Source organism: Streptomyces sp. WAC05374 (assembly GCF_004353505.1).
Classification (GTDB): domain Bacteria; phylum Actinomycetota; class Actinomycetes; order Streptomycetales; family Streptomycetaceae; genus Streptomyces.
In genome coordinates this window covers 33,692-55,005 of the sequence record NZ_SMNQ01000030.1, presented here as the reverse complement: position 1 = coordinate 55,005, position 21,314 = coordinate 33,692, and the positions used below count along the sequence as shown (strand labels likewise).

General features: G+C 73.7%; 15 protein-coding genes and 1 pseudogene. 9 read left to right on the top strand and 7 right to left on the bottom strand.

From position 1 onward, the window contains the following. Positions 1-296: pseudogene (locus E2B92_RS31785) on the bottom strand (hypothetical protein); the annotation flags it as partial. A 152-nt stretch (positions 297-448) separates the two neighbouring features. Here E2B92_RS31785 and rimP point away from each other — a divergent pair. The 9 genes from rimP to E2B92_RS31740 all read left to right on the top strand — a co-directional run bounded on the left by rimP (position 449) and on the right by E2B92_RS31740 (position 12,344). After that, positions 449-946 carry a ribosome maturation factor RimP gene (rimP, locus tag E2B92_RS31780; protein WP_126887138.1) on the top strand — a complete coding sequence of 166 codons (498 nt, stop codon included), beginning with the start codon at positions 449-451 and terminating at the stop codon, positions 944-946. A 2-nt stretch (positions 947-948) separates the two neighbouring features. Beyond that, a complete protein-coding gene (gene nusA, locus E2B92_RS31775; protein ID WP_126887139.1) occupies positions 949-1,953 on the top strand; it encodes a transcription termination factor NusA in 1,005 nt (334 codons plus the stop codon). A 227-nt stretch (positions 1,954-2,180) separates the two neighbouring features. Next, on the top strand, positions 2,181-2,459 hold the full coding sequence (locus E2B92_RS31770; RefSeq protein WP_126887140.1) for a YlxR family protein: 279 nt from the start codon (positions 2,181-2,183) through the stop codon (positions 2,457-2,459). A gap of 148 nt (positions 2,460-2,607) precedes the next feature. Then, positions 2,608-5,670 carry a translation initiation factor IF-2 gene (gene infB / locus E2B92_RS31765; RefSeq protein WP_133087786.1) on the top strand — a complete coding sequence of 1,021 codons (3,063 nt, stop codon included), beginning with the start codon at positions 2,608-2,610 and terminating at the stop codon, positions 5,668-5,670. A gap of 139 nt (positions 5,671-5,809) precedes the next feature. After that, positions 5,810-6,103 carry a DUF503 domain-containing protein gene (locus tag E2B92_RS31760; protein WP_126889193.1) on the top strand — a complete coding sequence of 98 codons (294 nt, stop codon included), beginning with the start codon at positions 5,810-5,812 and terminating at the stop codon, positions 6,101-6,103. 69 nt (positions 6,104-6,172) lie between these two features. Next, positions 6,173-6,616 carry a 30S ribosome-binding factor RbfA gene (gene rbfA / locus E2B92_RS31755; RefSeq protein WP_126889192.1) on the top strand — a complete coding sequence of 148 codons (444 nt, stop codon included), beginning with the start codon at positions 6,173-6,175 and terminating at the stop codon, positions 6,614-6,616. Next, positions 6,616-7,515: a tRNA pseudouridine(55) synthase TruB gene (truB, locus tag E2B92_RS31750; protein WP_126889191.1), complete on the top strand. Its 900-nt coding sequence runs from the start codon at positions 6,616-6,618 to the stop codon at positions 7,513-7,515. The genes rbfA and truB overlap by 1 nt, the downstream gene beginning before the upstream one ends. 188 nt (positions 7,516-7,703) lie before the next feature. Then, positions 7,704-11,348 (top strand): S1 family peptidase, encoded by a 3,645-nt coding sequence (locus tag E2B92_RS31745; protein ID WP_133087785.1) that lies wholly within the window; start codon positions 7,704-7,706, stop codon positions 11,346-11,348. A 51-nt stretch (positions 11,349-11,399) separates the two neighbouring features. Continuing rightward, positions 11,400-12,344 carry a bifunctional riboflavin kinase/FAD synthetase gene (locus E2B92_RS31740; RefSeq protein WP_126888757.1) on the top strand — a complete coding sequence of 315 codons (945 nt, stop codon included), beginning with the start codon at positions 11,400-11,402 and terminating at the stop codon, positions 12,342-12,344. A gap of 338 nt (positions 12,345-12,682) precedes the next feature. Here the strand turns inward: E2B92_RS31740 and E2B92_RS31735 are convergent, their stop codons facing one another. The 6 genes from E2B92_RS31735 to E2B92_RS31710 form a co-directional block, all read right to left on the bottom strand. After that, on the bottom strand, positions 12,683-13,681 hold the full coding sequence (locus tag E2B92_RS31735) for an ABC transporter ATP-binding protein (protein WP_185923753.1): 999 nt from the start codon (positions 13,679-13,681) through the stop codon (positions 12,683-12,685). Beyond that, a complete protein-coding gene (locus tag E2B92_RS31730) occupies positions 13,651-14,619 on the bottom strand; it encodes an ABC transporter ATP-binding protein (RefSeq protein ID WP_235024070.1) in 969 nt (322 codons plus the stop codon). The genes E2B92_RS31735 and E2B92_RS31730 overlap by 31 nt, the downstream gene beginning before the upstream one ends. Continuing rightward, positions 14,616-15,500 (bottom strand): ABC transporter permease, encoded by an 885-nt coding sequence (locus E2B92_RS31725; protein ID WP_126888754.1) that lies wholly within the window; start codon positions 15,498-15,500, stop codon positions 14,616-14,618. Before E2B92_RS31725 ends, E2B92_RS31730 begins: the two co-directional genes overlap by 4 nt. Then, positions 15,497-16,531, bottom strand: a complete 1,035-nt coding sequence (locus E2B92_RS31720) for an ABC transporter permease (RefSeq protein WP_126888753.1) — start codon at positions 16,529-16,531, stop codon at positions 15,497-15,499. The genes E2B92_RS31725 and E2B92_RS31720 overlap by 4 nt, the downstream gene beginning before the upstream one ends. A 2-nt stretch (positions 16,532-16,533) precedes the next feature. Beyond that, positions 16,534-18,345 carry an ABC transporter substrate-binding protein gene (locus tag E2B92_RS31715; protein ID WP_126888752.1) on the bottom strand — a complete coding sequence of 604 codons (1,812 nt, stop codon included), beginning with the start codon at positions 18,343-18,345 and terminating at the stop codon, positions 16,534-16,536. Positions 18,346-18,515: 170 nt separating this feature from the next. Then, complete coding sequence (locus tag E2B92_RS31710) at positions 18,516-21,260, bottom strand: SCO5717 family growth-regulating ATPase (RefSeq protein ID WP_133087784.1); 2,745 nt, start codon at positions 21,258-21,260, stop codon at positions 18,516-18,518. Between the last annotated feature and the right edge of the window lie 54 nt (positions 21,261-21,314).

Here is a 21,314-nt window from a genome sequence, read left to right as displayed (position 1 = left end):
GCGCCCGCCGGCCCCAGGGCGGCGACGTGGGCCGCCACCGCCGCGCGCAGGGGGGCCAGCCGGGCGGTCAGCGACGGGTGCGCGGCGAGCACCCGGTCGTACCGGGCCAGCAGCGCCGCGCTCGTCGCGGCCGACCGGCGCCGCAGGGCCGCCTCGGCGCGCGCCGCGCGCTCGGCCGCCGGCACCGCCCCCGTACCGCCCGGGCCGTCCTGCGTGCACGCGCCCAGCGCACCGGCCGCGGCCACCGCGCCGGTGGCCAGGAGCGCGCGTCTGCGTGTCGTTCCCGTACGCCCCACGCGTCACTCCCTCCACCCGGCCCAAGATCACCGCAGGCGAGCGTACCCGCGGCTCGTCGCGAGGTGGACGGCAACACCCCCCGCGACCGGATACCCTTTGATCTGACACGCGACGATCCCACAACAGCACACGCGGCCGAGGAGTCACCCGGATGAGCACCACCCAGAGCGAAAGGCTGCGCGGGCTGCTGGAACCGCTGGTCAGCGCCAAGGACCTGGACCTCGAGGAGATCGAGGTGTCCCGGGCGGGCCGGCGGCGGATGCTGAGGATCATCGTCGACTCGGACGAGGGCGTGGAACTCGACGCCTGTGCCGAGCTGAGCCGCGCCATCTCCGACAAGCTCGACGAGACGGACGCGATGGGCGACGAGGAGTACGTCCTCGAAGTCAGCTCGCCGGGCGCGGACCGCCCGCTGACCGAGCACCGCCACTACGTACGCGCCACCGGCCGCCTGGTGAAGTTCCAGCTCCACGAGGCCGGCGACCTGGTGGCCCGCATCCTCTCCGTGGACGACGAGGGCCTCGATCTCGAGGTGCCGGGCGTGAAGGGGCGCAAGCCCACCGCCCGCCGCGTGACGTTCGGGGACATCGCGAAGGCGCGCGTGGAGATCGAGTTCAACCGCAAGGACAAGAAGGAAGAGGAGGCGTAGCCGTGGACATCGACGTGAAGCTCCTGAGGGGCTTGGCACAGGAGAAGGAGATTCCCTTCGACCTGCTGGTCGAGGCGATCGAGTCGGCCCTCCTCATCGCCTACCACCGCACCGAGGGAGCCCGTCGTCACGCCCGTGTCGTGCTGGACCGGCAGACCGGCCACGTGACGGTGTGGGCGAAGGAGGACCCGGCCGACCTGGAGGAGGGGCAGGAGCCCAAGGAGTTCGACGACACGCCGTCGGACTTCGGCCGCATCGCGGCGAGCACCGCCCGCCAGGTCATCCAGCAGCGGCTGCGGGACGCCGAGAACGACGTCACCTTCGGCGAGTACGCCCGCCGCGAGGGCGACATCGTCGCCGGCATGGTGCAGCAGGGCAAGGACCCCAAGAACGTCCTGGTCAAGCTGGACGACAAGCTCGAAGCGATCCTGCCGGTGCAGGAGCAGGTGCCGGGCGAGGACTACACGCACGGCCTGCGCCTGCGGACCTACGTGGTCCGCGTGGCCAAGGGCGTGCGCGGTCCGTCCGTGACCCTGTCGCGCACCCACCCCAATCTGGTGAAGAAGCTCTTCGCGCTGGAGGTCCCGGAGATCGCCGACGGCTCGGTCGAGATCGCCGCGATCGCCCGCGAGGCCGGCCACCGGACCAAGATCGCGGTGCGGTCCACCCGTTCGGGTCTGAACGCCAAGGGCGCCTGCATCGGCCCGATGGGCAGCCGTGTGCGCAATGTCATGGCCGAGCTGCACGGCGAGAAGATCGACATCGTGGACTGGTCGGACGACCCGGCCGAGATGGTGGCGAACGCCCTGTCCCCGGCCCGCGTCTCCAAGGTGGAGGTCGTCGACCTGGCCGCCCGGTCCGCCCGTGTCACCGTGCCGGACTACCAGCTCTCGCTGGCGATCGGCAAGGAGGGGCAGAACGCCCGTCTGGCCGCGCGGCTCACCGGATGGCGTATCGACATCCGTCCGGACACGGAGCAGCAGCAGCCCGCCGAGCGCGAGGGCTGACGCCGGCCCGCCCGGCCGCCCGGGCGGGGCCCTGCGGCCCCGTCCGGCCCGGGACGGCCCGGGACGGCCCCGCAACGGTGCGGAAACCGGTGCCGGAGGCGGTGCCGTGGCCCGCGACGGGGAATAGAACTCGCCATGGTCACGTTCTGCTATGGCGAGATCACGACAACAACCGTTCGATTCTTGCCCCAAAGGGGTGAGGTCGGTGCGGGGAGGTAGACTTAACCGTGTCTGGCCGGACGCACACCCGCGCCTGCCCTGAGCGAACCTGTGTGGGATGCCGGGAGCGAGCGGCCAAGCGCGATCTGCTGCGCATCGTGGTGATCAAGGGCGACTGCGCCCCCGATCCACGCGGTACGCTGCCCGGCCGGGGTGCTTATGTGCATCCCGCCTTGGTCTGTCTCGACCTGGCGGTCCGCCGCCGGGCGTTCCCGAGGGCCTTCCGGGTCCCGGGGCCGCTCGACACCGCGGGCGTCCGCCAGTACGTCGAGCAGTCGGCACCGTAAGAAGAAGTACGGCACGGAACCCCGTGCGGTCAGGTACCTCGCGAGTTGGAAGTAGGTCGAGATTGCGATGAGCACTCGATGAGTACGCGATGAGTACGCCCATGAAGTAGCGACGGTCCGGCGGTAACCCGGACCTAAAAGGAGCGAAGTGGCTAAGGTCCGGGTATACGAACTCGCCAAGGAGTTCGGTGTGGAGAGCAAGGTCGTCATGGCCAAGCTCCAGGAACTCGGTGAATTCGTCCGTTCGGCGTCTTCGACGATCGAAGCGCCGGTTGTACGCAAGTTGACTGACGCGCTGCAGGGGCCCGGCACCGCCGGCAAGTCCGCAGCCAAGCCCGGCGCGCCCCGCAAGGCCGCGCCTGCCAAGCCGTCCCCCGCGCCCTCCCCGGCGCAGGCGGCCCGTCCCGCTGCCCCGAAGCCCGGCGCCCCCGCGCCGAAGCCCGCGGCGGCCGAGAAGCCCGCGGTGGCGGAGAAGCCGGCCACGCCGGCCCCCGGCCCGCGTCCCACCCCGGGTCCGAAGCCCGCGGCGGCGCCCAAGCCGGCGCCCGCCTCGCCGGCCCCGGCGAACCCGGAGTTCACCGCGCCCCCGTCGGCCCCGGCCGCCGGTCCCCGGCCCGGTGCCACTCCCGGCCCGCGTCCCGCCGGCCGCCCCGGTCAGGGCGAGCGCGGCCAGGGCGGTGCCCGTCCCGGTGCCCCGCGCCCCGGCGGCGAGCGTCAGGCCCCCCGTCCGGGTGCCCCGCGTCCCGCGGGCCCGCGTCCGGGCAACAACCCGTTCACCTCTGGCGGCTCCACCGGCATGGCGCGCCCGCAGGCGCCCCGTCCGGGCGGCGCCCCGCGTCCCGGTGGCCCCGGTGCCCCGGGCGGTCCGCGTCCGCAGGGCGCCGGTCAGGGCGGTCCCCGTCCGCAGGCCGGCCCCGGTGGCCCGCGGCCCACTCCCGGCGGCATGCCCCGTCCCCAGGCCCCGCGCCCGGGCGGCGGCCCCGCCGGTAACCGCCCGAACCCGGGCATGATGCCGCAGCGTCCGGCTGCCGGTCCCCGCCCCGGCGGTGGCCCCGGCGGTGGCCGTGGTCCCGCGGGCGGCGGTCGTCCCGGCGGTGCCGGTGGCGGTCGTCCCGGCTTCGCCGGCCGTCCGGCCGGTCCCGGCGGCGGTGGCGGCGGCTTCGCCGGCCGTCCCGGCGGCGGCGGTGGCGGCGGTCGTCCCGGTGGTCCCGGTGGCGGTGGCGGCGGCTTCGGCGGTCGTCCCGGCTTCGGTGGCCGTCCCGGCGGCCCCGGTGGCCGTGGTGGCACGCAGGGCGCGTTCGGCCGTCCCGGCGGTCCGGCCCGTCGTGGCCGCAAGTCGAAGCGGCAGAGGCGCCAGGAGTACGAGGCCATGCAGGCCCCGTCGGTCGGCGGCGTGATGCTGCCTCGCGGCAACGGCGAGACCGTTCGCCTGTCGCGCGGTGCGTCCCTCACCGACTTCGCGGAGAAGATCAACGCCAACCCGGCGTCGCTCGTCGCGGTCATGATGAACCTCGGCGAGATGGTCACCGCCACGCAGTCCGTCTCCGACGAGACGCTGCAGCTCCTCGGCGACGAGATGAACTACCAGGTTCAGATCGTCAGCCCCGAGGAGGAGGACCGCGAGCTGCTCGAGTCGTTCGACCTCGAGTGGGGCGAGGACGAGGGCGGCGAGGAGAACCTCGAGTCCCGTCCGCCGGTCGTGACCGTCATGGGTCACGTCGACCACGGTAAGACCCGACTGCTGGACGCGATCCGCAAGACGAACGTCGTCGCGGGCGAGGCCGGCGGTATCACGCAGCACATCGGTGCGTACCAGGTCGCCACCGAGGTCAACGGCGAGGACCGCAAGATCACCTTCATCGACACCCCGGGTCACGAGGCGTTCACCGCCATGCGTGCCCGTGGTGCGAAGTCCACCGACATCGCGATCCTCGTGGTCGCGGCCAATGACGGTGTGATGCCCCAGACGATCGAGGCGCTGAACCACGCCAAGGCGGCCGACGTGCCGATCGTGGTCGCGGTCAACAAGATCGACGTCGAGGGTGCCGACCCGGTCAAGGTGCGCGGTCAGCTCACCGAGTACGGCCTGGTGGCCGAGGAGTACGGCGGCGACACCATGTTCGTCGACATCTCCGCCAAGCAGGGCCTGCATATCGACGAGCTGCTGGAGGCCGTGATCCTCACGGCCGACGCCTCGCTCGACCTCCGGGCCAACCCGGAGCAGGACGCGCAGGGTATTGCCATCGAGGCCCACCTGGACAAGGGCCGCGGCGCCGTCGCGACCGTCCTGGTCCAGCGAGGCACCCTGCGGGTCGGCGACACGATGGTCGCGGGCGACGCCTACGGCCGCGTCCGCGCCATGCTCGACGACAAGGGCGAGAACGTGGAGGAGGCGGGTCCCTCGACCCCGGTCCTCGTCCTCGGTCTCACCAACGTCCCGGGCGCCGGCGACAACTTCCTGGTGGTCGACGAGGACCGTACGGCCCGTCAGATCGCTGAGAAGCGTGCCGCCCGTGAGCGCAACGCCGCGTTCGCCAAGCGCGTGCGCCGCGTCTCCCTCGAGGACCTGGACAAGGTGCTCAAGGCCGGCGAGATCCAGCAGCTCAACCTCATCATCAAGGGTGACGCTTCCGGTTCCGTCGAGGCGCTCGAGTCGTCGCTGCTCCAGCTCGACGTCGGCGAAGAGGTCGACATCCGCGTCCTGCACCGCGGTGTCGGTGCGGTCACGGAGTCGGACATCGACCTGGCGATGGGCTCCGACGCCATCGTCATCGGCTTCAACGTCCGCGCGGCCGGCCGTGCCGCGCAGATGGCGGAGCGCGAGGGCGTCGACGTCCGGTACTACTCGGTGATCTACCAGGCCATCGAGGAGATCGAGGCGGCCCTCAAGGGCATGCTCAAGCCCGAGTACGAAGAGGTCGAGCTCGGTACGGCGGAGATCCGCGAGGTCTTCCGCTCGTCCAAGCTGGGCAACATCGCCGGTGTCCTCATCCGCTCCGGCGAGGTCAAGCGCAACACCAAGGCGCGCCTCATCCGCGACGGCAAGGTCATCGCGGAGAACCTCAACATCGAGGGTCTGCGTCGCTTCAAGGACGACGTCACCGAGATCCGCGAAGGCTTCGAGGGCGGTATCAACCTCGGAAACTTCAACGACATCAAGATCGACGACGTCATCGCGACGTACGAGATGCGCGAGAAGCCGCGCGGCTGATCGCGGGTACGGCAGCCGGGGCCGGTCGGCGGAGATATTTCCGTCGATCGGCCCCGGCCGTTCCGTGTACGGTTCTTGGTGTCCCTGCCAAGCGGTTGGCGGGGCACTGAACCCGAACCGGCGGGACATCCGGGCACACATGTATGTGGGGACTCTCTCCTTCGACCTGCTTCTCGGCGACGTACGGTCGTTGAAGGAGAAGCGCTCCGTCGTCCGCCCGATCATCGCGGAGCTGCAACGCAAGTTCGCGGTGAGCGTGGCGGAGACCGGATCCCAGAACCTCCACCGCAGGGCCCAGATCGGCCTCGCGATGGTGTCCGGGGACGTCGGGCACCTGACGGAGGTGCTGGACCGGTGCGAACGCATGGTCGCGGGCCGGCCCGAGGTGGAGCTGCTGTCGGTGCGACGGCGCATGCACACCGATGAAGACTGAACGTGCCGCACGGCGGCAACGTGCCGTACAGCGGTACGACGAACGTAGGACGAAAGAGGAGAAGGACCGGTGGCCGACAACGCGCGGGCCCGCAAGCTGGCCGATCGCATCCAGGTCGTGGTCGCGGAGACCCTGGACCGGCGTATCAAGGATCCGCGACTGGGCTTCGTGACCATCACGGACGCCCGGGTCACCGGTGACCTGCGGGAGGCCACGGTCTTCTACACGGTCTACGGCGACGAGGAGGAGCGGGCGGCGTCCGCGGCGGCCCTGGAGTCCGCCAAGGGCATCCTGCGCTCCGAGGTGGGCCGGCAGACCGGTGTCCGCTTCACGCCCACCCTGACCTTCGTGCCGGACGCCCTGCCGGACAACGCCCGCACCATCGAGGACCTCCTCCACAAGGCGCGGGCCAAGGACGCGGAGGTGCGCGAGGTGTCGACCGGCAAGACCTACGCCGGCGAGGCCGACCCGTACCGCAAGCCCGAGGACGAGGACGAGGGCGAAGCCCCGTAATGACACAGCACAACAAGACGCCCGACGGGCTTGTCATCGTCGACAAGCCGTCGGGCTTCACTTCGCACGACGTCGTCGCCAAGATGCGCGGGATCGCCAGGACCCGCCGCGTCGGACACGCGGGGACGCTCGACCCGATGGCGACCGGCGTGCTGGTCCTCGGCGTCGAGAAGGCCACCAAGCTCCTCGGTCACCTCGCGCTGACCGAGAAGGAGTACGTGGGCACCATCCGCCTCGGGCAGAACACCGTCACCGACGACGCGGAGGGCGACATCACCTCGTCCACCGACGCCTCCGGGGTCACCCGCGAGGCCGTCGACGGGGAGGTCGCCAAGCTCACCGGCGACATCATGCAGGTGCCGTCCAAGGTCAGCGCCATCAAGATCGACGGCAAGCGGTCGTACGCCCGCGTGCGGGGCGGCGAGGAGTTCGACATCCCGGCCCGGCCGGTGACCGTCTCCTCGTTCCAGGTGTACGACATGCGCGACGCCGTCGCCGAGGACGGCACGCCCGTCGTCGACCTGGTCGTCTCGGTCGTCTGCTCCTCCGGTACGTACATCCGCGCCCTCGCCCGCGACGTGGGCGCCGGGCTCGGCGTCGGCGGCCACCTCACGGCGCTGCGCCGCACCCGCGTCGGCCCGTACAAGCTGGACGCGGCCCGGACGCTGGACCAGCTCCAGGAGGACCTCACCGTCATGCCGATCGCCGACGCCGCCGCGGCAGCGTTCCCCCGCTGGGACGTGGACGAGCGCCGGGCCAAGCTGCTGCTGAACGGCGTACGGCTGGACATGCCGGCGTACGACCGGGCGCCCGTGGCGGTCTTCGGGCCGCAGGGGCGGTTCCTGGCGCTCGTCGAGGAGAAGAACGGCAAGGCCAAGAGCCTGGCCGTCTTCGGCTGACGGCCCCCATCGTGGAGCGGGCGGAGCCCGGGCGCCCGCTCCACGATCCCCCTCCCACACGGTCTATCCGCCCCGCACCCGGGATTCACCCGGTTGGCCAGGCGCTCGGAGTGAATGGCGGGGGCACTCGGGGGCGCTTTCGAAACGCGTCCTTCTCGCAGTGATCAACACCGCCCTACCGTCGAACCATGGAACGCGCGGATCGGGCGGATCGGGCGGAGCTGGTACGGATCGGTGATCCGGCGGGCCGGACCCGGGGGGTCGGCTTCGTCGCCGACGACGAGGGAACGGTCGTGACCAGCCACGAAGCCGTGGACGGGCTGGTACGCGTCGTGGTGCGCGCACCCGGCGACGAGCGCGCCTTCGTGGCCGGGGCGGAGGCGATCACCCCGCTGCCCGAGGCCGACCTGGCGCTCGTGCGCACCGAGGGGCTCGGGGTCGCCCCGCTGCCCGTCGCCGCACGCGGGCGGATCGAGCCGGGAACGTACGTACGGATCGCCGCGCACGGCTGGCGCGAGGCGCGGGTGCTCGGCACCGCCCACGTCACCTACACGGCCGCCGACCGGTTCCACCTGCTCGGCGACGCCATCGAACTCGCCATCGGGACGGAGGGCCGCGACGCCCTGCGGCGCGGCGGCGAGGCCGCGGGCGGGCCCGTCGTGGACGCCGCCACCGGCACGGTGCTGGGCGTGCTCGGCACGGCGCTCCACGCGGGGCACCGGGCGGCCGGGCTCGCCGTGCCGCTCACCCGGGTCGCCGCCGCGGCGCCCGACGGGCCGCTGGCCGAACTGCTGCGGCGCAACGCCGCCACCGTCCCCGCCTACGGCGCCGACCTCAACCTCGCGGGCGTGCTCCGGCTCACCGCCACGACCCTCGGCCCCGGCCGGGTCACCGGCCTCGTCGAGCGGCGCGCCGTCACCCGCGAGCTGGCGTCCTTCGCGGCGTCCGACGCCGTGGTCTTCGCCCTCGTCGGCGACCCCGGAACCGGCCGCACCACCGAACTGCGCGCCCACGCCGCCCGCCGCGCCCTCGGCGACGCCCCCGCGCCGACCCTCCGGCTGCGCGGCGCCGACCTGCGCGCGGACGACACGTCCCTGGCCGACGCCATCACCCGGGCCCTCCGTCAGGCCGGCCGGATCGTGGCCTGCGCCGACGGCCTCGGCGACCTCGGCACCGCCACGCCCGAGCGGGTCGCCCGGCTCGCCCACGACTGGGGACGCCCCCTGCACGTCCTCCTCGACGCCCCGGAGGAGATGCCGCCCGCCCTCGCCCACCGGCTGGCCGAGTGGACCACCGGCACCGTCGCCTGGCTGCGCGCCCACCACACCCGGCTCGTCGTCGCCTGCCGGCCCGAGCACTGGGAGCACGCGGGCGCCCTCCACCCCTCCGGAGCGCTGTACCGGCCCGGGCGGCCCGCCTGGCGGCTGCCGGACGCGCTGCGGATCGGCGACCTCTCCGGGCGGGAGGCCAAACGGGCGCGGGAACGGTACGGGCTGCCCGCCGACGCCGTCGCCCCGGACGACGAACGGCACCCGCTGGCCCTGCGGCTCCTCGCCGAAGTACGGGACGCCGTGCCCGGCACCGTGCCGGGGCGGCCCGGCCGGCACGAGATCTTCGCCGCCCACCTGGCCCTCGTCTGCCTGCGGGCCGCCACGCGGATCGCGGCGGGGTCGGGTGGGGGGCCGGGCGCGGCCGGGGGTGGGTCCAGGGCGGTGCCCGGGGTCGCGTCCGGGGCGGTGTCCGGTGTCGCGGCCGGGTTGGTGTCCGGCGGGTCGGGTGGGGGGCCTGGTGCGGTGTCCGGGGGGTCGGGGGCTGCGGCCGGCCCGGTGCCTGCGGCACCCGGTGGCGGGCCTGCCGCGGGGGAGGTCCGGCGTCTCGCGGCCAGGGTCGCGGGCCGCGTGCACGAGGCGGCACGACGCTGCCTGGGGCCCGGGCAGGGAGCACTGGCCCGCGAGTCCTTCGAGGAGCTGTTCCCCTGGACGACCGGCTGGGCGGCGGCCGTCCTGACCGAGGGCCTGCTGGTCCCGGCGGGCGCCGGCTACCGCTTCGCCCACGAGGAGGTCGCCGACTGGCTCCAGGGCACCCACCTCGACCTCGACGCGGCGCTGGACGCGCTGGTCCACCGCGACCCGGCCGAGGACCCCGCGGCCGGCCGGCCCGTGCCCCGCCACCGGCTCGGGCCCGTCGTCCAGGCGCTCCTGCTGCTGGACCGCGTCCGGGGGCCGGCCGCGCTGGCCCGGCGGCTGGAGGCGCTGGTCGACGCCCCGGCCGCGGCGCGCGACGAGGACGCCGCCTGGTGGGGCGCCCGGCTGCTCGGCGAGACACTGCTGCGGCTGCCGGACCTCCGGCCGTACCTCGGCGTGCTGCGGCAGCTCGCCGACCACCTCGCACTGGAGCACGGACCCGTACCCGCCCCCGGTTCCGGCGAGTTCGGGCCCTGGTTCTGGGAGCGGCTGCGGATCGGCGAGGACGACCGCGTCGACCTGCTGCGCCGCCTCGTGCCCGCGGACGCGGCGCCGGGGACCCGGGACGAGCCGCGCTACCTGGACGCCGTCGCCGTACGGCTGGCCGCCGACCCCCGTGGCGTACAGCCGCTGCTGTGCCGCTGGTTCACCGACGAGCGGACGCTGCCCGTCCCGCCCGGCGCCCGGGTGCGGCCCACCGTCGCCGGGGCCGCGCAGGCCCTGCTGTACGCCCACCGCGACCTGGCCGTCGACGACCTGTGCGAGGCGCTCGTCAGCACCGCGCACCGCCGCGCCGACGAACTGCTCGCCACCCTCGCCGAGGACGAGGCGGCCGCGCTGTGCCGGGCCGTCGACCGCTGGGCCCACGACGACACCCGGCCCGGCCGGCGCGTGGCCGCCGCCGCGTACGGCCAGCTCCTCGCCGCGCACGTCACCGAAGCCGCGGACCGCGAGCTGCTCCGGTACGCCGCCCGCGCGCTCCTCGCCCGCCCCGACGACGCCGCCCTGCACGGGCCGGCGCTCGACCTGCTCGTCCGCGACCCGCACAGCCGGAACCAGTACCTGGCCCAGGCCCTCGCGGCCTTCCGGGCCGGCGCCCCCGGGCTGCCCGCGAGCGCGCTCGCCACCGCCCTGCACACCCACCCCGAGCCGGTCCTCGGCGCGTTCCGGGCACGGCTCCTGGACGGCCGCGCCGGACCGGGCGCCGCCGCCGTGCTCGACGCCCTCGCCGGCCTGCGCACGCCCGCGCTCGCCCGCCGCGCCGCCGAACTGGTCCGCGCCTACGTCCACCGCCACCCCGAGGGCGCCGTCCACGCGGCCGCGTACGTCGACCGGCGCCTGGAGCAGGGCCCGGCCGCCCGCGGTGTGCTCTTCCCGCTGGTCACCGGCCTGCTGCGGGGCTGCCCCGTGGAGGTGCGCGGCGCCCTCGCCCCCGTCCTCGCCGCGCCCGGCACGCCCGCGTCGCGCCCCCTGCGCGACGAGCTCCTCGACGTACTCCTGGAGTGCGAGCGGTACGAGAGCCACGACGGCCGTGACCTCGCCGTTCTCGACGCGCTGCTGCGGGCCGCCGCGCTGGGCGCCGGGCGGCGGCCCGAGGAACGCACCCGGGAACTCGTCCACCGCACCGGGCTGCTCCTCGTCCGCACGCCCGAGGGCGCCACCTGCTTCGACCGGCGACTCGTCGAGCTCGCCGGAGAGCTGCCGGGGTTCGCGGCCCTGGTCGCGGGCTGGTTCCGCCAGGCGCCGACGGACTGGGCGTTCGTCGTCGGGCCCAGCGCACGCCTGACCGTCGAGCGCCTGGGCGGACCGGTCCACCCGATGCCGATGCGGGCCGCGAGCCGTGGGCATGGCAGTCTTAGACCTGCGTAAGCGGTCAATGACGTACACGGGTTACACGGGTTCGGGCGAGGAGCGGTCACAGTGCAGCGCTGGCGTGGCTTGGAGGACATCCCCCAGGACTGGGGGCGCAGCGTCGTCACCATCGGCTCCTACGACGGGGTGCACCGCGGTCACCAGCTCATCATCGGGCGTGCCGTCGCCCGCGCCCGGGAACTGGGCATCCCCGCGGTCGTCGTCACCTTCGACCCGCACCCCTCCGAGGTCGTCCGCCCCGGCAGCCACCCGCCGCTGCTCGCCCCGCACCACCGGCGCGCCGAGCTGATGGCCGAGCTGGGCGTCGACGCCGTGCTGGTCCTGCCGTTCACGGCCGAATTCTCGCAGCTCTCGCCGGCCGACTTCATCGTCAAGGTCCTCGTCGACAAGCTGCACGCCCGCGCCGTCATCGAGGGCCCGAACTTCCGCTTCGGCCACAGGGCGGCCGGGAACGTCGACTTCCTGCGGGAGATGGGCGCGACGTACGACTACGAGGTCGAGGTCGTGGACCTGTACGTCCGGGGCGAGGCGGGCGGCGGCGAACCGTTCTCCTCCACCCTGACCCGGCGCCTGGTCGCCGAGGGCGACGTCGCGGGCGCCGCCGAGATCCTGGGCCGGCCCCACCGGGTCGAGGGCGTCGTGGTGCGCGGCGCCCAGCGCGGCCGCGAGCTGGGCTACCCGACGGCGAACGTCGAAACCCTGCCGCACACCGCCGTCCCGGCCGACGGCGTCTACGCCGGCTGGCTCACGGCGGCGGGCGAGCGGATGCCGGCGGCGATCTCCGTCGGCACGAACCCGCAGTTCAACGGCACGGAGCGGACGGTCGAGGCGTACGCCATCGACCGCGTCGGCCTCGACCTGTACGGCCTGCACGTGGCGGTCGACTTCCTGGCGTACGTGCGGGGCCAGGAGAAGTTCGCGTCGATCGAGGCGCTGCTGGAAGCGATCGCGGCGGACGTCAAGCGCTGCCGCGACCTCACCTCCGGCCGGTAGGCCCGGCCCTCCGGGCGACATTGCCCCGCCCCAGAGCGCACCGGGAACAGGCACCGTCCCGTTGTGCCCGCCCGTCCCTCCCCCCAGGACTCGTCCTGGGGGGACCCCCAGGCGGGACGACTGCCCACAACGGGGGGCGACGCCCCCACGGAGAAGCGACGCGCCCCCGCGGCGGCTGTCCGGTGGGTGGGGGCCGCGGCCCCTCCGGGCTCGCCTCCTCGAGGCCGGCGGTTTTGGGTGACGGCAAAGGGAGCCCGGCCTTCGCCGCCGACCTCTGCGGGTGCGACCCTGCACGGCCCCACCCCGGCCGACGCCGGGTGCGGGTCGTGGGTGGTGCGTCAGGGCGGCCCGCCATGCACGTGGCACGCCGCCGCGCGGCCGCGTCCGGCCAGGACCGGCAGGTCCCGCGTACGGCATGCGCCCGCCAGGCCCGCCCGGTCCGCCTCGCCGGACGCCAGCACCTGGCACCGCGCGTGGAAGCGGCACCCGGCCGGGATCCGGGACGGGTCGGGGGGTTCACCCGCGAGGACCACCGGATCGGTGGGGGACTCCGGGAGGACGGAGAGCAGCGCCCGGGTGTACGGGTGACGAGGGGCCGACAGGACCTCTTCGACCGTGCCCGTCTCCACCACGCGCCCCAGGTACATCACCGCCACCCGGTCGGCGATGTTCCACGCCAGCCCCAGGTCGTGCGTCACGACCAGCGCGGACAGGCCGAGTTCGGTACGCAGGCGCAGCAGGAGCGCCAGGACCTCGCCGCGTACCGAGGCGTCCAGGGAGGCGACCGGCTCGTCCGCGACGATGAGTTCGGGTTCGAGGACGAGGGCGCCCGCGATGACGACCCGCTGGCGCTGACCGCCCGACAGTTCGTGCGGGTAGCGCAGGAAGAACCGCTCCGGCGGCCGCAGCCCGGCACGCGAGAGCGCGGAGGCGACCGCGGCACGCTCGTCGCCCGGCACACCGTGGATGCGCAGGCCCTCGGCGACCGCGTCGTACACGGTGTGCCGCGGGTTGAGCGAGCCGCTCGGGTCCTGGAGCACGAGCTGCACGCGCCGCCGGTACGCCTTGAGCTCGGCGCTCCGGTACGTCAGCGGCGCACCGGCGAACGTGACGGAGCCGGACGTGGGGCGGACCAGGCCCAGCAGCGAGCGGGCCAGTGTCGTCTTGCCGCAGCCGGACTCGCCGACGAGCGCGACGATCTCGCCGGCGCCGATGTCCAGGTCGACGCCGTCCACGGCGCGGGCCGGGGGGTCACCGCGCCGGCCGGGGAACGTGACGTGCAGGCCGGTGGCGGACAGCAGGGCGTTCACGTGGGGCTCCCGTTCGTCAGGACGCAGGCCGCGCGGTGTCCGGGCGCCGCCTCCCGTACCGGCGGGTCCTCGGAGGCGCACGAGTCCAGCGCCACCGGGCAGCGCGGGTGGAACGTGCAGCCGGACGGCAGCGCGGCAGGGTCGGGCGGGTCACCGGGCAGGCCGCGCGGGGCGAGCCGGGAGGCCGGGTCGCCGATGCGCGGGAAGGCGGCGGACAGGGCGCGCCCGTAGGGGTGCCGGGCCGCGTCGTACACGTCCCGCGCGGGGCCCTCCTCGACGATCCGGCCCGCGTACATCACCGCCAGCCGGTCGCACGTGTCGGCGAGCACCGCCAGGTCGTGACTGATCATCACCAGGCTGATGCCCTCCTCGCCGACCAGCCGCTCGATCAGCCGGAGGATCTGCGCCTGGATCATCACGTCGAGGGCGGTCGTCGGCTCGTCGGCGACGATCAGGCGGGGGTCGCACGCCAGCGCCATGGCGATCATCACGCGCTGCCGCTGCCCGCCGGACAGCTCGTGCGGGTACGCGGTGGCCCGCGCGGCCGGCAGCCCCACGTGTTCCAGCAGTTCGCCCACGCGCGTGCGGGCCGCCCCGGGGGTGGCCCGACGGTGGACGAGCAGGGGTTCGGCGATCTGGTCGCCGATCCGGTGCACGGCGTTGAGCGAGTGCATGGCGCCCTGGAAGACGATCGACGCGCCCGCCCACCGTACGGCCCTCAGACGGCCCCACCGCATGGTCAGGACGTCCTCGCCGTCCAGCAGGACCTCACCGGTGATCCGCGCGGAGGCGGGCAGCAGCCGCAGCAGCGCCAGCGCCAGCGTCGACTTGCCGCACCCCGACTCGCCCGCCACGCCGAGCTTCTGCCCCGCCCCGACGGTCAGGTCCACCCCGCGTACGGCGGGCACGGCGTCCGGTCCTGATCCGTAGGTGACGTGCAGGTTACTGATCGCGAGGAGGGTCAACGCCCCACCCCCAGCTTCGGGTTGAGTACCGACTCGATCGCCCGCCCGCACAGGGTGAAGGCGAGGGCGACGACGGCGATGGCGATGCCGGGCGGCGCCAGGTACCACCAGTGCCCGGACGAGACCGCACCCGCCTCCCGCGCGTCCTGGAGCATGCCGCCCCAGGAGACGACCGTCGGATCGCCCAGGCCGAGGAAGGCGAGCGTGGCCTCGGTGAGGATGGCGGTGGAGATGCACAGGGTGGTCTGCGCCAGCACCAGGGGCATCACGTTGGGCAGGACGTGGCGGCCCATGATGTGTCCGTGGCCGCCGCCGAGCGCCCGCGCGCGCTCGATGTACGGCCGGGACTCGACCGCGATGGTCTGGGCGCGGACGAGGCGGGCGGTGGTGGGCCAGCTCGCGATCCCGATGGCCAGGACCACCGTCCACATGCTCCGTGACATCACCGTGGCCAGCACGATCGCCAGCACCAGTGACGGCATCACCAGGAACCAGTCGGTGACGCGCATGGACAGCGTGGCGAACCAGCCGCCGAAGTGGCCCGCGACGATGCCGACGAGCGTGCCGATGGCGACCGACAGCGCCGCCGCGAGCAGCCCGACCGTGAGCGAGACACGCGCCCCCCACACCAGCAGACCGAGCAGCGACCTCCCGAACTGATCGGTACCGAGCGGGAACCGGGCGCTCGGCGACTCCAGGGCCGTGCCGGGCGCGCCGGTCACGCTCTGCACGTCGCCGCCGACGAGCCACGGCGCCGTGAGCGCGGCGAGGCCGATCAGGGCGAGGGCACCGAGCCCGTACAGCCCGGCGCGCTGCCTGCGGTACTGGTTCCAGAAGCGCGCCGCCGAGGCGCGTCGCCTGGCCCATGTCAGAGAAGTCATCGGCCCACCCGGGGATCGAGCAGCGGGTACAGGAGGTCCGCGAGCAGGTTCGTCACGATCATCGCGCCCGCGAAGACGACGAACAGGCCCTGGACGAGCGGCAGATCGGGCACGGACAGCGCCTGGTAGAACAGGCCTCCCAGCCCGGGCCAGGAGAACACCGTCTCGACGAGGATCGATCCGGCGGCCACGTGCCCCAGGTTGATGAAGATCATCGTCACGGTCGGCAGCAGGGCGTTCGGCACGGCGTGCCGGCGGCGCACCACGTCGTCCCGCAGCCCCTTCGCCCGCGCGGTGGTCAGGTAGTCGCCGCCCATCTCGTCGAGCAGCGAGGCGCGCATCACCAGCAGCGTCTGCGCGTACCCGACGGCGACCAGCGTGAGGACGGGCAGCACCATGTGGTGGGCGACGTCGAGGACGTACGCGAGGCCCGTCTCGTCACCGGACTGCATGCCGCCCGTCGGGAACATGCCGGGGACCGGTCCGATGCCCACCGAGAAGACGATGATGAGCAGCAGCCCCAGCCAGAACGACGGCACCGACCAGAGTGTGAGCGCGATACCGGTGCTGAGCCGGTCGCCGGGGCTGCCGTGGCGCCAGGCCGAGCGGGTCCCGAGCCACAGCCCGAGCGCCGAGTAGACGACGACGGCGACACCGGTGAGGAGCAGGGTCGCGGGGAACTTGGCGGCGATCAGCTCGCCGACCGGCGCGCGGAACTGGTACGACATGCCGAGGTCGCCGGTCAGCGCCTTGGCGCAGTAGTCCGTGAACTGCTGCCACAGCGGCTGGTCCAGCCCGAACTGGCGTCGCAGCGTGGCCATCTGCTCGGCGGACGTCGGTACGCCGTGCGTCATCGCCCTGACCGGGTCGCCGGGGATGATCCGGAAGAGGAAGAAGCTGGTGACGAGCACGGCGAGGAGGGAGACGGCCGCGCCGCCCAGCTTGCCCGCCAGGTAGCGCGGATACGCGGTGGTGGTGATCCCGCCGGGGCGCTTGGCCACCGCCCCGGCGGTCGTGCCGGCTGTCGTCATGGCTACTCGCGGTCGTCGGCGGTGGAGCGGCGGCGTGCGGCGGTCCACACGCCCACGGCGAGGAGGACGGCCGCGGCGGCGCCCACCCCGATCCACATGCCGGCCGGCGAGCCGGAGTCGTCGTCGGCGCCGCCGTCGGCGGCCGGCCGCGCGGACCACCAGCTCCAGTAGCCGTCCTGGCCGTAGATGTTGCCGCCGTCGGACGGCATGGTGGTGATCGACGCGATGTGGTCGGTGCGGTACGCCTCGACCGCGTTGGGGTACGCCATGACGTTCATGTAACCGGTGTCGTACAGCCGCGACTGCAACTGCCGCACCAGAGCGGCGCGTTGGGCGGTGTCGTACTCGACCGCCTGCTTGGCGTACAGCTCGTCGTACCGCTTGTCGCAGATGAAGTTGTCGGTCGCGCCCGTGTCCTTGGGGGTGGCGGGCAGCGCCGCGCAGGTGTGGATGGACAGGACGAAGTCGGGGTCGGGGTTGACCGACCAGCCGTCGAAGGCGAGGTCGTAGTCACCCTTGAGCCATGGGTCGGAGACGTTGTCGAGGCAGTCGACCTTCAGTCCGATGCCCAGCTCGCCCCACCACTCCTGGAGGTACTTGCCGACCGCCTTGTCGTGGGGGTCCGTGGCGTGGCACAGGATGCGGAAGTCGAGCGGCTTCCCGTCCTTGCCGACGCGCTTGCCGCTGCTGTTCTTGCGGTATCCGGCCCGTTCGAGGATCTGCTCGGCCTTGGAGGGGTCGTAGGCGATCTTCTGCGCGGTCGCCGGCTTCCAGAAGTACGTGTCGAAGCGGGGCGGGATGTAGCCCTCGCCCTCCACGGCGTGGCCCTGGAAGACCTTGTCGACGATCGTCCTGCGGTCGACGGCGTGGAACAGCGCCTTGCGCACCGCCGGGTCGAGCAGCGCCGGGTGGCCGTTGCCGAACTTCCTGCCGTCCTTGGCGCGGGCGCCGGGGTTGGTGGCGAGGGCGAAGAAGCGGCGGCCGGGCGCGTCGTTGACCTTGATGTTCTCGGCGGACTTCAGGGACGCGGCCTGGGCGGGGGTGAGGTTCGGTACGAAGGACACCTCGCCCTTGCGGAGGGCGGCCACGGCGGCGTCACCGTCCTTGTAGTAGCGCAGCACCAGCTCGTCGAACTTCGGCGCCCCGCGCCAGAAGTCCTTGTTCGGCTTGAGCTTCACGTACTGGTCGACCTTGTAGTCGGTGATCACGAAGGGGCCGTTGCCGACGATCGGGAACTGCTTGTCGTTGTTGAACTTCGAGAAGTCCCCGACCTTCTCCCAGACGTGCTTGGGCACGATCGGCACGTCCAGGGCCGTCATGGTGGCCTGGGGCTTCTTCAGCCTGATGACCAGCGTCCTCGGGTCGGGCGCGGTGACCTTCTCGAAGTTGGCGGTGAAGCTGCCGTTGGCGGTGGCCGCGTTCTCGTCCGTCATCATCGTGTTGAAGGTCCAGGCGGCGTCCTCGGCGGTGGCCTGCTTGCCGTCCGACCACATCGAGTCGGACCGGATGGTGTACGTCCACGTCAGCTTGTCCGGCGACGACTTCCACGCGGTGGCGAGACCGGGGACGGTCCGCGCGTCCTTGGCGTCGTAGTTGGTCAAGTACTCGTAGGTGAGCCGGTGGATGCTGGTGGAGACCAGCCGCTGCGCGAGGAAGGGGCTCAGGGAGTCCACGCTCTGCGAGACGGCCACGGTGAGGACGGACGTGCCGTCCGCCTCGTCCGCCTGAGCGGGCCCGCCGATGGCGAGGGGGGCGACGGTGACGACTGAGGCGAGGAGCAGGCGGAGTGAGCGGTGTGGAGCCATGATGACCATGAGGTTGACCTCGCGTTGATCTTGGGGCGCCAGCAGGTGAAGCGAAGGTCTATCAGCGGGGATGTAGCCGAGTCAACGAGTCGTCAAACCGCTTGTGTGCTGCGGAAATACGGCGAGGGCCCGCACCGTGGTCACGGTGTGGGCCCTCATTGGTCCAGTCCTCTGCCGCCTTACTGCTGAGGGGCTGGCGGCGCCTGCGGGGGCTGCTGCTGCGGCCACCCGGGGTGGGGCTGCGGCTGGGCGGGGTGGGGGAGGGGCTGGTTCTGGGGATGGGGCTGGGCGTGGTTCTGGTTCTGGGCGTGGGGCTGCGGCTGGGCCTGGGGGTTCGGCTGGGCTTCGTGGGGGTGGGCGCCGGGGTGGGGCTGGGGCCGGCCCGGGTGCGGGTGAGTGGGCTGCGGCTGACCGGCGTGGGGCTGCGGCTGGGCCTGGGGCGGGTACGGCTGCTGCGCCGGGGGCATGGGCTGCCCCGGCTGCGGTTGCGGCTGCCAGCCCTGCGGCGGGTAGGGCTGCTGGCCGGGCATGGGCTGCCCGGGGACCGGCGGGGCCATCTGGGGCGGCATGGAGCCCTGGCCGTCGCCGGTCCACAGCCCCTGCGCCTGCTGCGCCCGTACGAAGTCCTCGGCGACCATCGCGGAGAGGTTGAAGTACGCCTCCCGCGTCTTCGGCCGCATCATGTCCAGGTCCACCTCGGCGCCCGCCGCCAGGTGCTCGTCGAACGGCACCACGACGACCCCGCGGCAGCGCGTCTCGAAGTGCTGCACGATGTCGTCGACCTTGATCATCTTGCCGGTCTCGCGGACACCCGAGATCACCGTGATCGACCGCTGCACCAGGTCGGCGTACCCGTGCGCGGAGAGCCAGTCGAGCGTCGTCGACGCACTGGACGCACCGTCGACGGACGGGGTGGAGATGATGATGAGCTGGTCCGCGAGGTCCAGCACGCCGCGCATCGCGCTGTAGAGCAGGCCCGTGCCCGAGTCCGTGAGGATGATCGGGTACTGCTTGCCCAGGACGTCGATCGCCCGCCGGTAGTCCTCGTCGTTGAACGTCGTCGAGACGGCCGGGTCCACGTCGTTGGCGATGATCTCCAGACCGGAGGGCGCCTGCGAGGTGAAGCGGCGGATGTCCATGTACGAGTTGAGGTACGGGATCGCCTGGACCAGGTCCCGGATGGTCGCCCCGGTCTCGCGGCGCACGCGCCGGCCGAGCGTACCGGCGTCCGGGTTGGCGTCGATCGCCAGGATCTTGTCCTGCCGCTCGGTCGCCAGGGTGGCACCGAGCGCGGTGGTCGTCGTGGTCTTGCCGACACCGCCCTTGAGGGAGATGACCGCGATCCGGTAGCAGGACAGCACCGGCGTACGGATCAGCTCCAGCTTCCGCTGCCGCTCCGCCTCCTCCTTCTTGCCGCCCAGCTTGAACCGCGCGGCGGCGGAGGGATTGCGGCTGGACTTGGCCTTCTGCTTGTTGTTGCGCAGCAGGCGGTCGGAGGACAACTCGACGGCCGCCGTGTAACCGAGCGGCGCGCCGGGCACGGACCGCTCGCGCTGGTCGTGCGTGACGGACGTGGGCCACGCCTGGCCGGTCCGCGGGTCCACGGGCGGCTGCTGCGCGGGCGGCTGCGGCTGCTGCGGCGGTTGCTGGCCGGGCTGCGGCTGCTGGCCGGGGTGCGGGAAGCCGTACCCGCCCTGGGGCGCGGGGGCCTGCTGGGGGAACCCGTACCCACCCTGCTGCGGCGCGGGCGGCTGCGGCGCGGGCGGCTGCAGGGGCTGGGGCTGCCCGGGCTGGGGCTGGGGCTGGCCGGGCTGGGGCTGTGCCGCATAGGGCTGGCCGGGCTGGGGGAAGCCGTACCCGCCCTGCTGCGGCACGGGCGGCTGCTGCGCGGGCTGGGGCTGGGGCTGGCCGGGGTGCGGGAAGCCGTACCCGCCCTGGGGCGCGGGCGCCTGCGGCGGCAGCGGCGCGGCGGGGGCGGGGGCCTGGGCGGGGGGAGCCGGCTGCTCCTGGGGCGGCGCCGACTGCGCGGGCCACTGCGGGGCACCGGTCGGCGCACCCGTGGGCGTGGCCGGCTGGAACGCGGGCGGCAGCGGCGGCAGTCCGGCGCCCTGCTGGCCCGGTACGGGAGACCACGGCTGGGCCTGCTCGGGCGCGGGCGGGACGGCGGCGTCCTGCGGCGCGGCGGCGTGCGGCGGGGCGTCCTGGGGCGGGGTGTCGTGAGGTGCGGTGTCGTGAGGTGCGGTGTCCTGCGGGGCGGCGTCCTGGGGTGCGGCCTCGGCGGCCTCAGGGGCCCGGGGGGCCTCCGCGGCGGCCTCCGCCACCGGTGCCTCGGCTTCGGCGGTCCCGGCCGGGCCGTCCACCGGAGCGGTCTCCTCGGCGGCCTCGGTCCCGGTCCCGGCGTCTTCCGCCTCCGGCTCGCCCGACTTCGCCGCCTCCCGCTCGGCGATCTCCGCCATCTCGCGCTTCAGGGCAGCGGGGGAGAAGCGCATGGTGGCGCCGCTCTCCACATCACCGCCCCCGAACGGCTGCGGTGCCTCGTCCTCCCGCTGCTCGGCCGCCACGGGGGGCGCCGCCTCAGCGGGAGCGGGCGCGGGAGCAGGCGCCGGAGCGGCCGGAGCCTCCGGCACCGGAGGCACGACGGGTGCCGGCGCCGCTCCGGGCGCCCAGTCCGGCTCGTACCCGCCCGGCGGCGGCACCGCCACCGGGGTCGCCCCGCTCGGCGGCGGGGGAGGTGTCACGGGAGGCGTCACCGGCGGTGTGGCCGACGCCCCGCCACCCGACGACGTGTCGCCCGCGTTCTGCGTGTACCAGGCAGGCGGCGTGTAGTCGATGGTGAACTCACCCGTCATCTCGGCGGGATCCGCGTCGGACTCCTCGACGGGAATGTTCCAGCTCCCGTGGATGTCGTCCCGATCGCCGTTCACTTTGCCTCCTGGTGTGGTCGAGCACCCTTGTGCCGTCGTGGGTGGGGGCCACCG

What these genes read in the sequence shown, in the direction of transcription:
- rimP (WP_126887138.1), top strand. Translation starts at nt 449, where the DNA reads ATGAGCACCACCCAGAGCGAAAGGCTGCGCGGGCTGCTGGAACCGCTG.
- E2B92_RS31760 (WP_126889193.1), top strand. Translation starts at nt 5,810, where the DNA reads ATGTATGTGGGGACTCTCTCCTTCGACCTGCTTCTCGGCGACGTACGG.
- truB (WP_126889191.1), top strand. Translation starts at nt 6,616, where the DNA reads ATGACACAGCACAACAAGACGCCCGACGGGCTTGTCATCGTCGACAAG.
- E2B92_RS31745 (WP_133087785.1), top strand. Translation starts at nt 7,704, where the DNA reads ATGGAACGCGCGGATCGGGCGGATCGGGCGGAGCTGGTACGGATCGGT.
- E2B92_RS31725 (WP_126888754.1), bottom strand. Translation starts at nt 15,500, where the DNA reads ATGACTTCTCTGACATGGGCCAGGCGACGCGCCTCGGCGGCGCGCTTC.
- E2B92_RS31720 (WP_126888753.1), bottom strand. Translation starts at nt 16,531, where the DNA reads ATGACGACAGCCGGCACGACCGCCGGGGCGGTGGCCAAGCGCCCCGGC.
- E2B92_RS31715 (WP_126888752.1), bottom strand. Translation starts at nt 18,345, where the DNA reads ATGGTCATCATGGCTCCACACCGCTCACTCCGCCTGCTCCTCGCCTCA.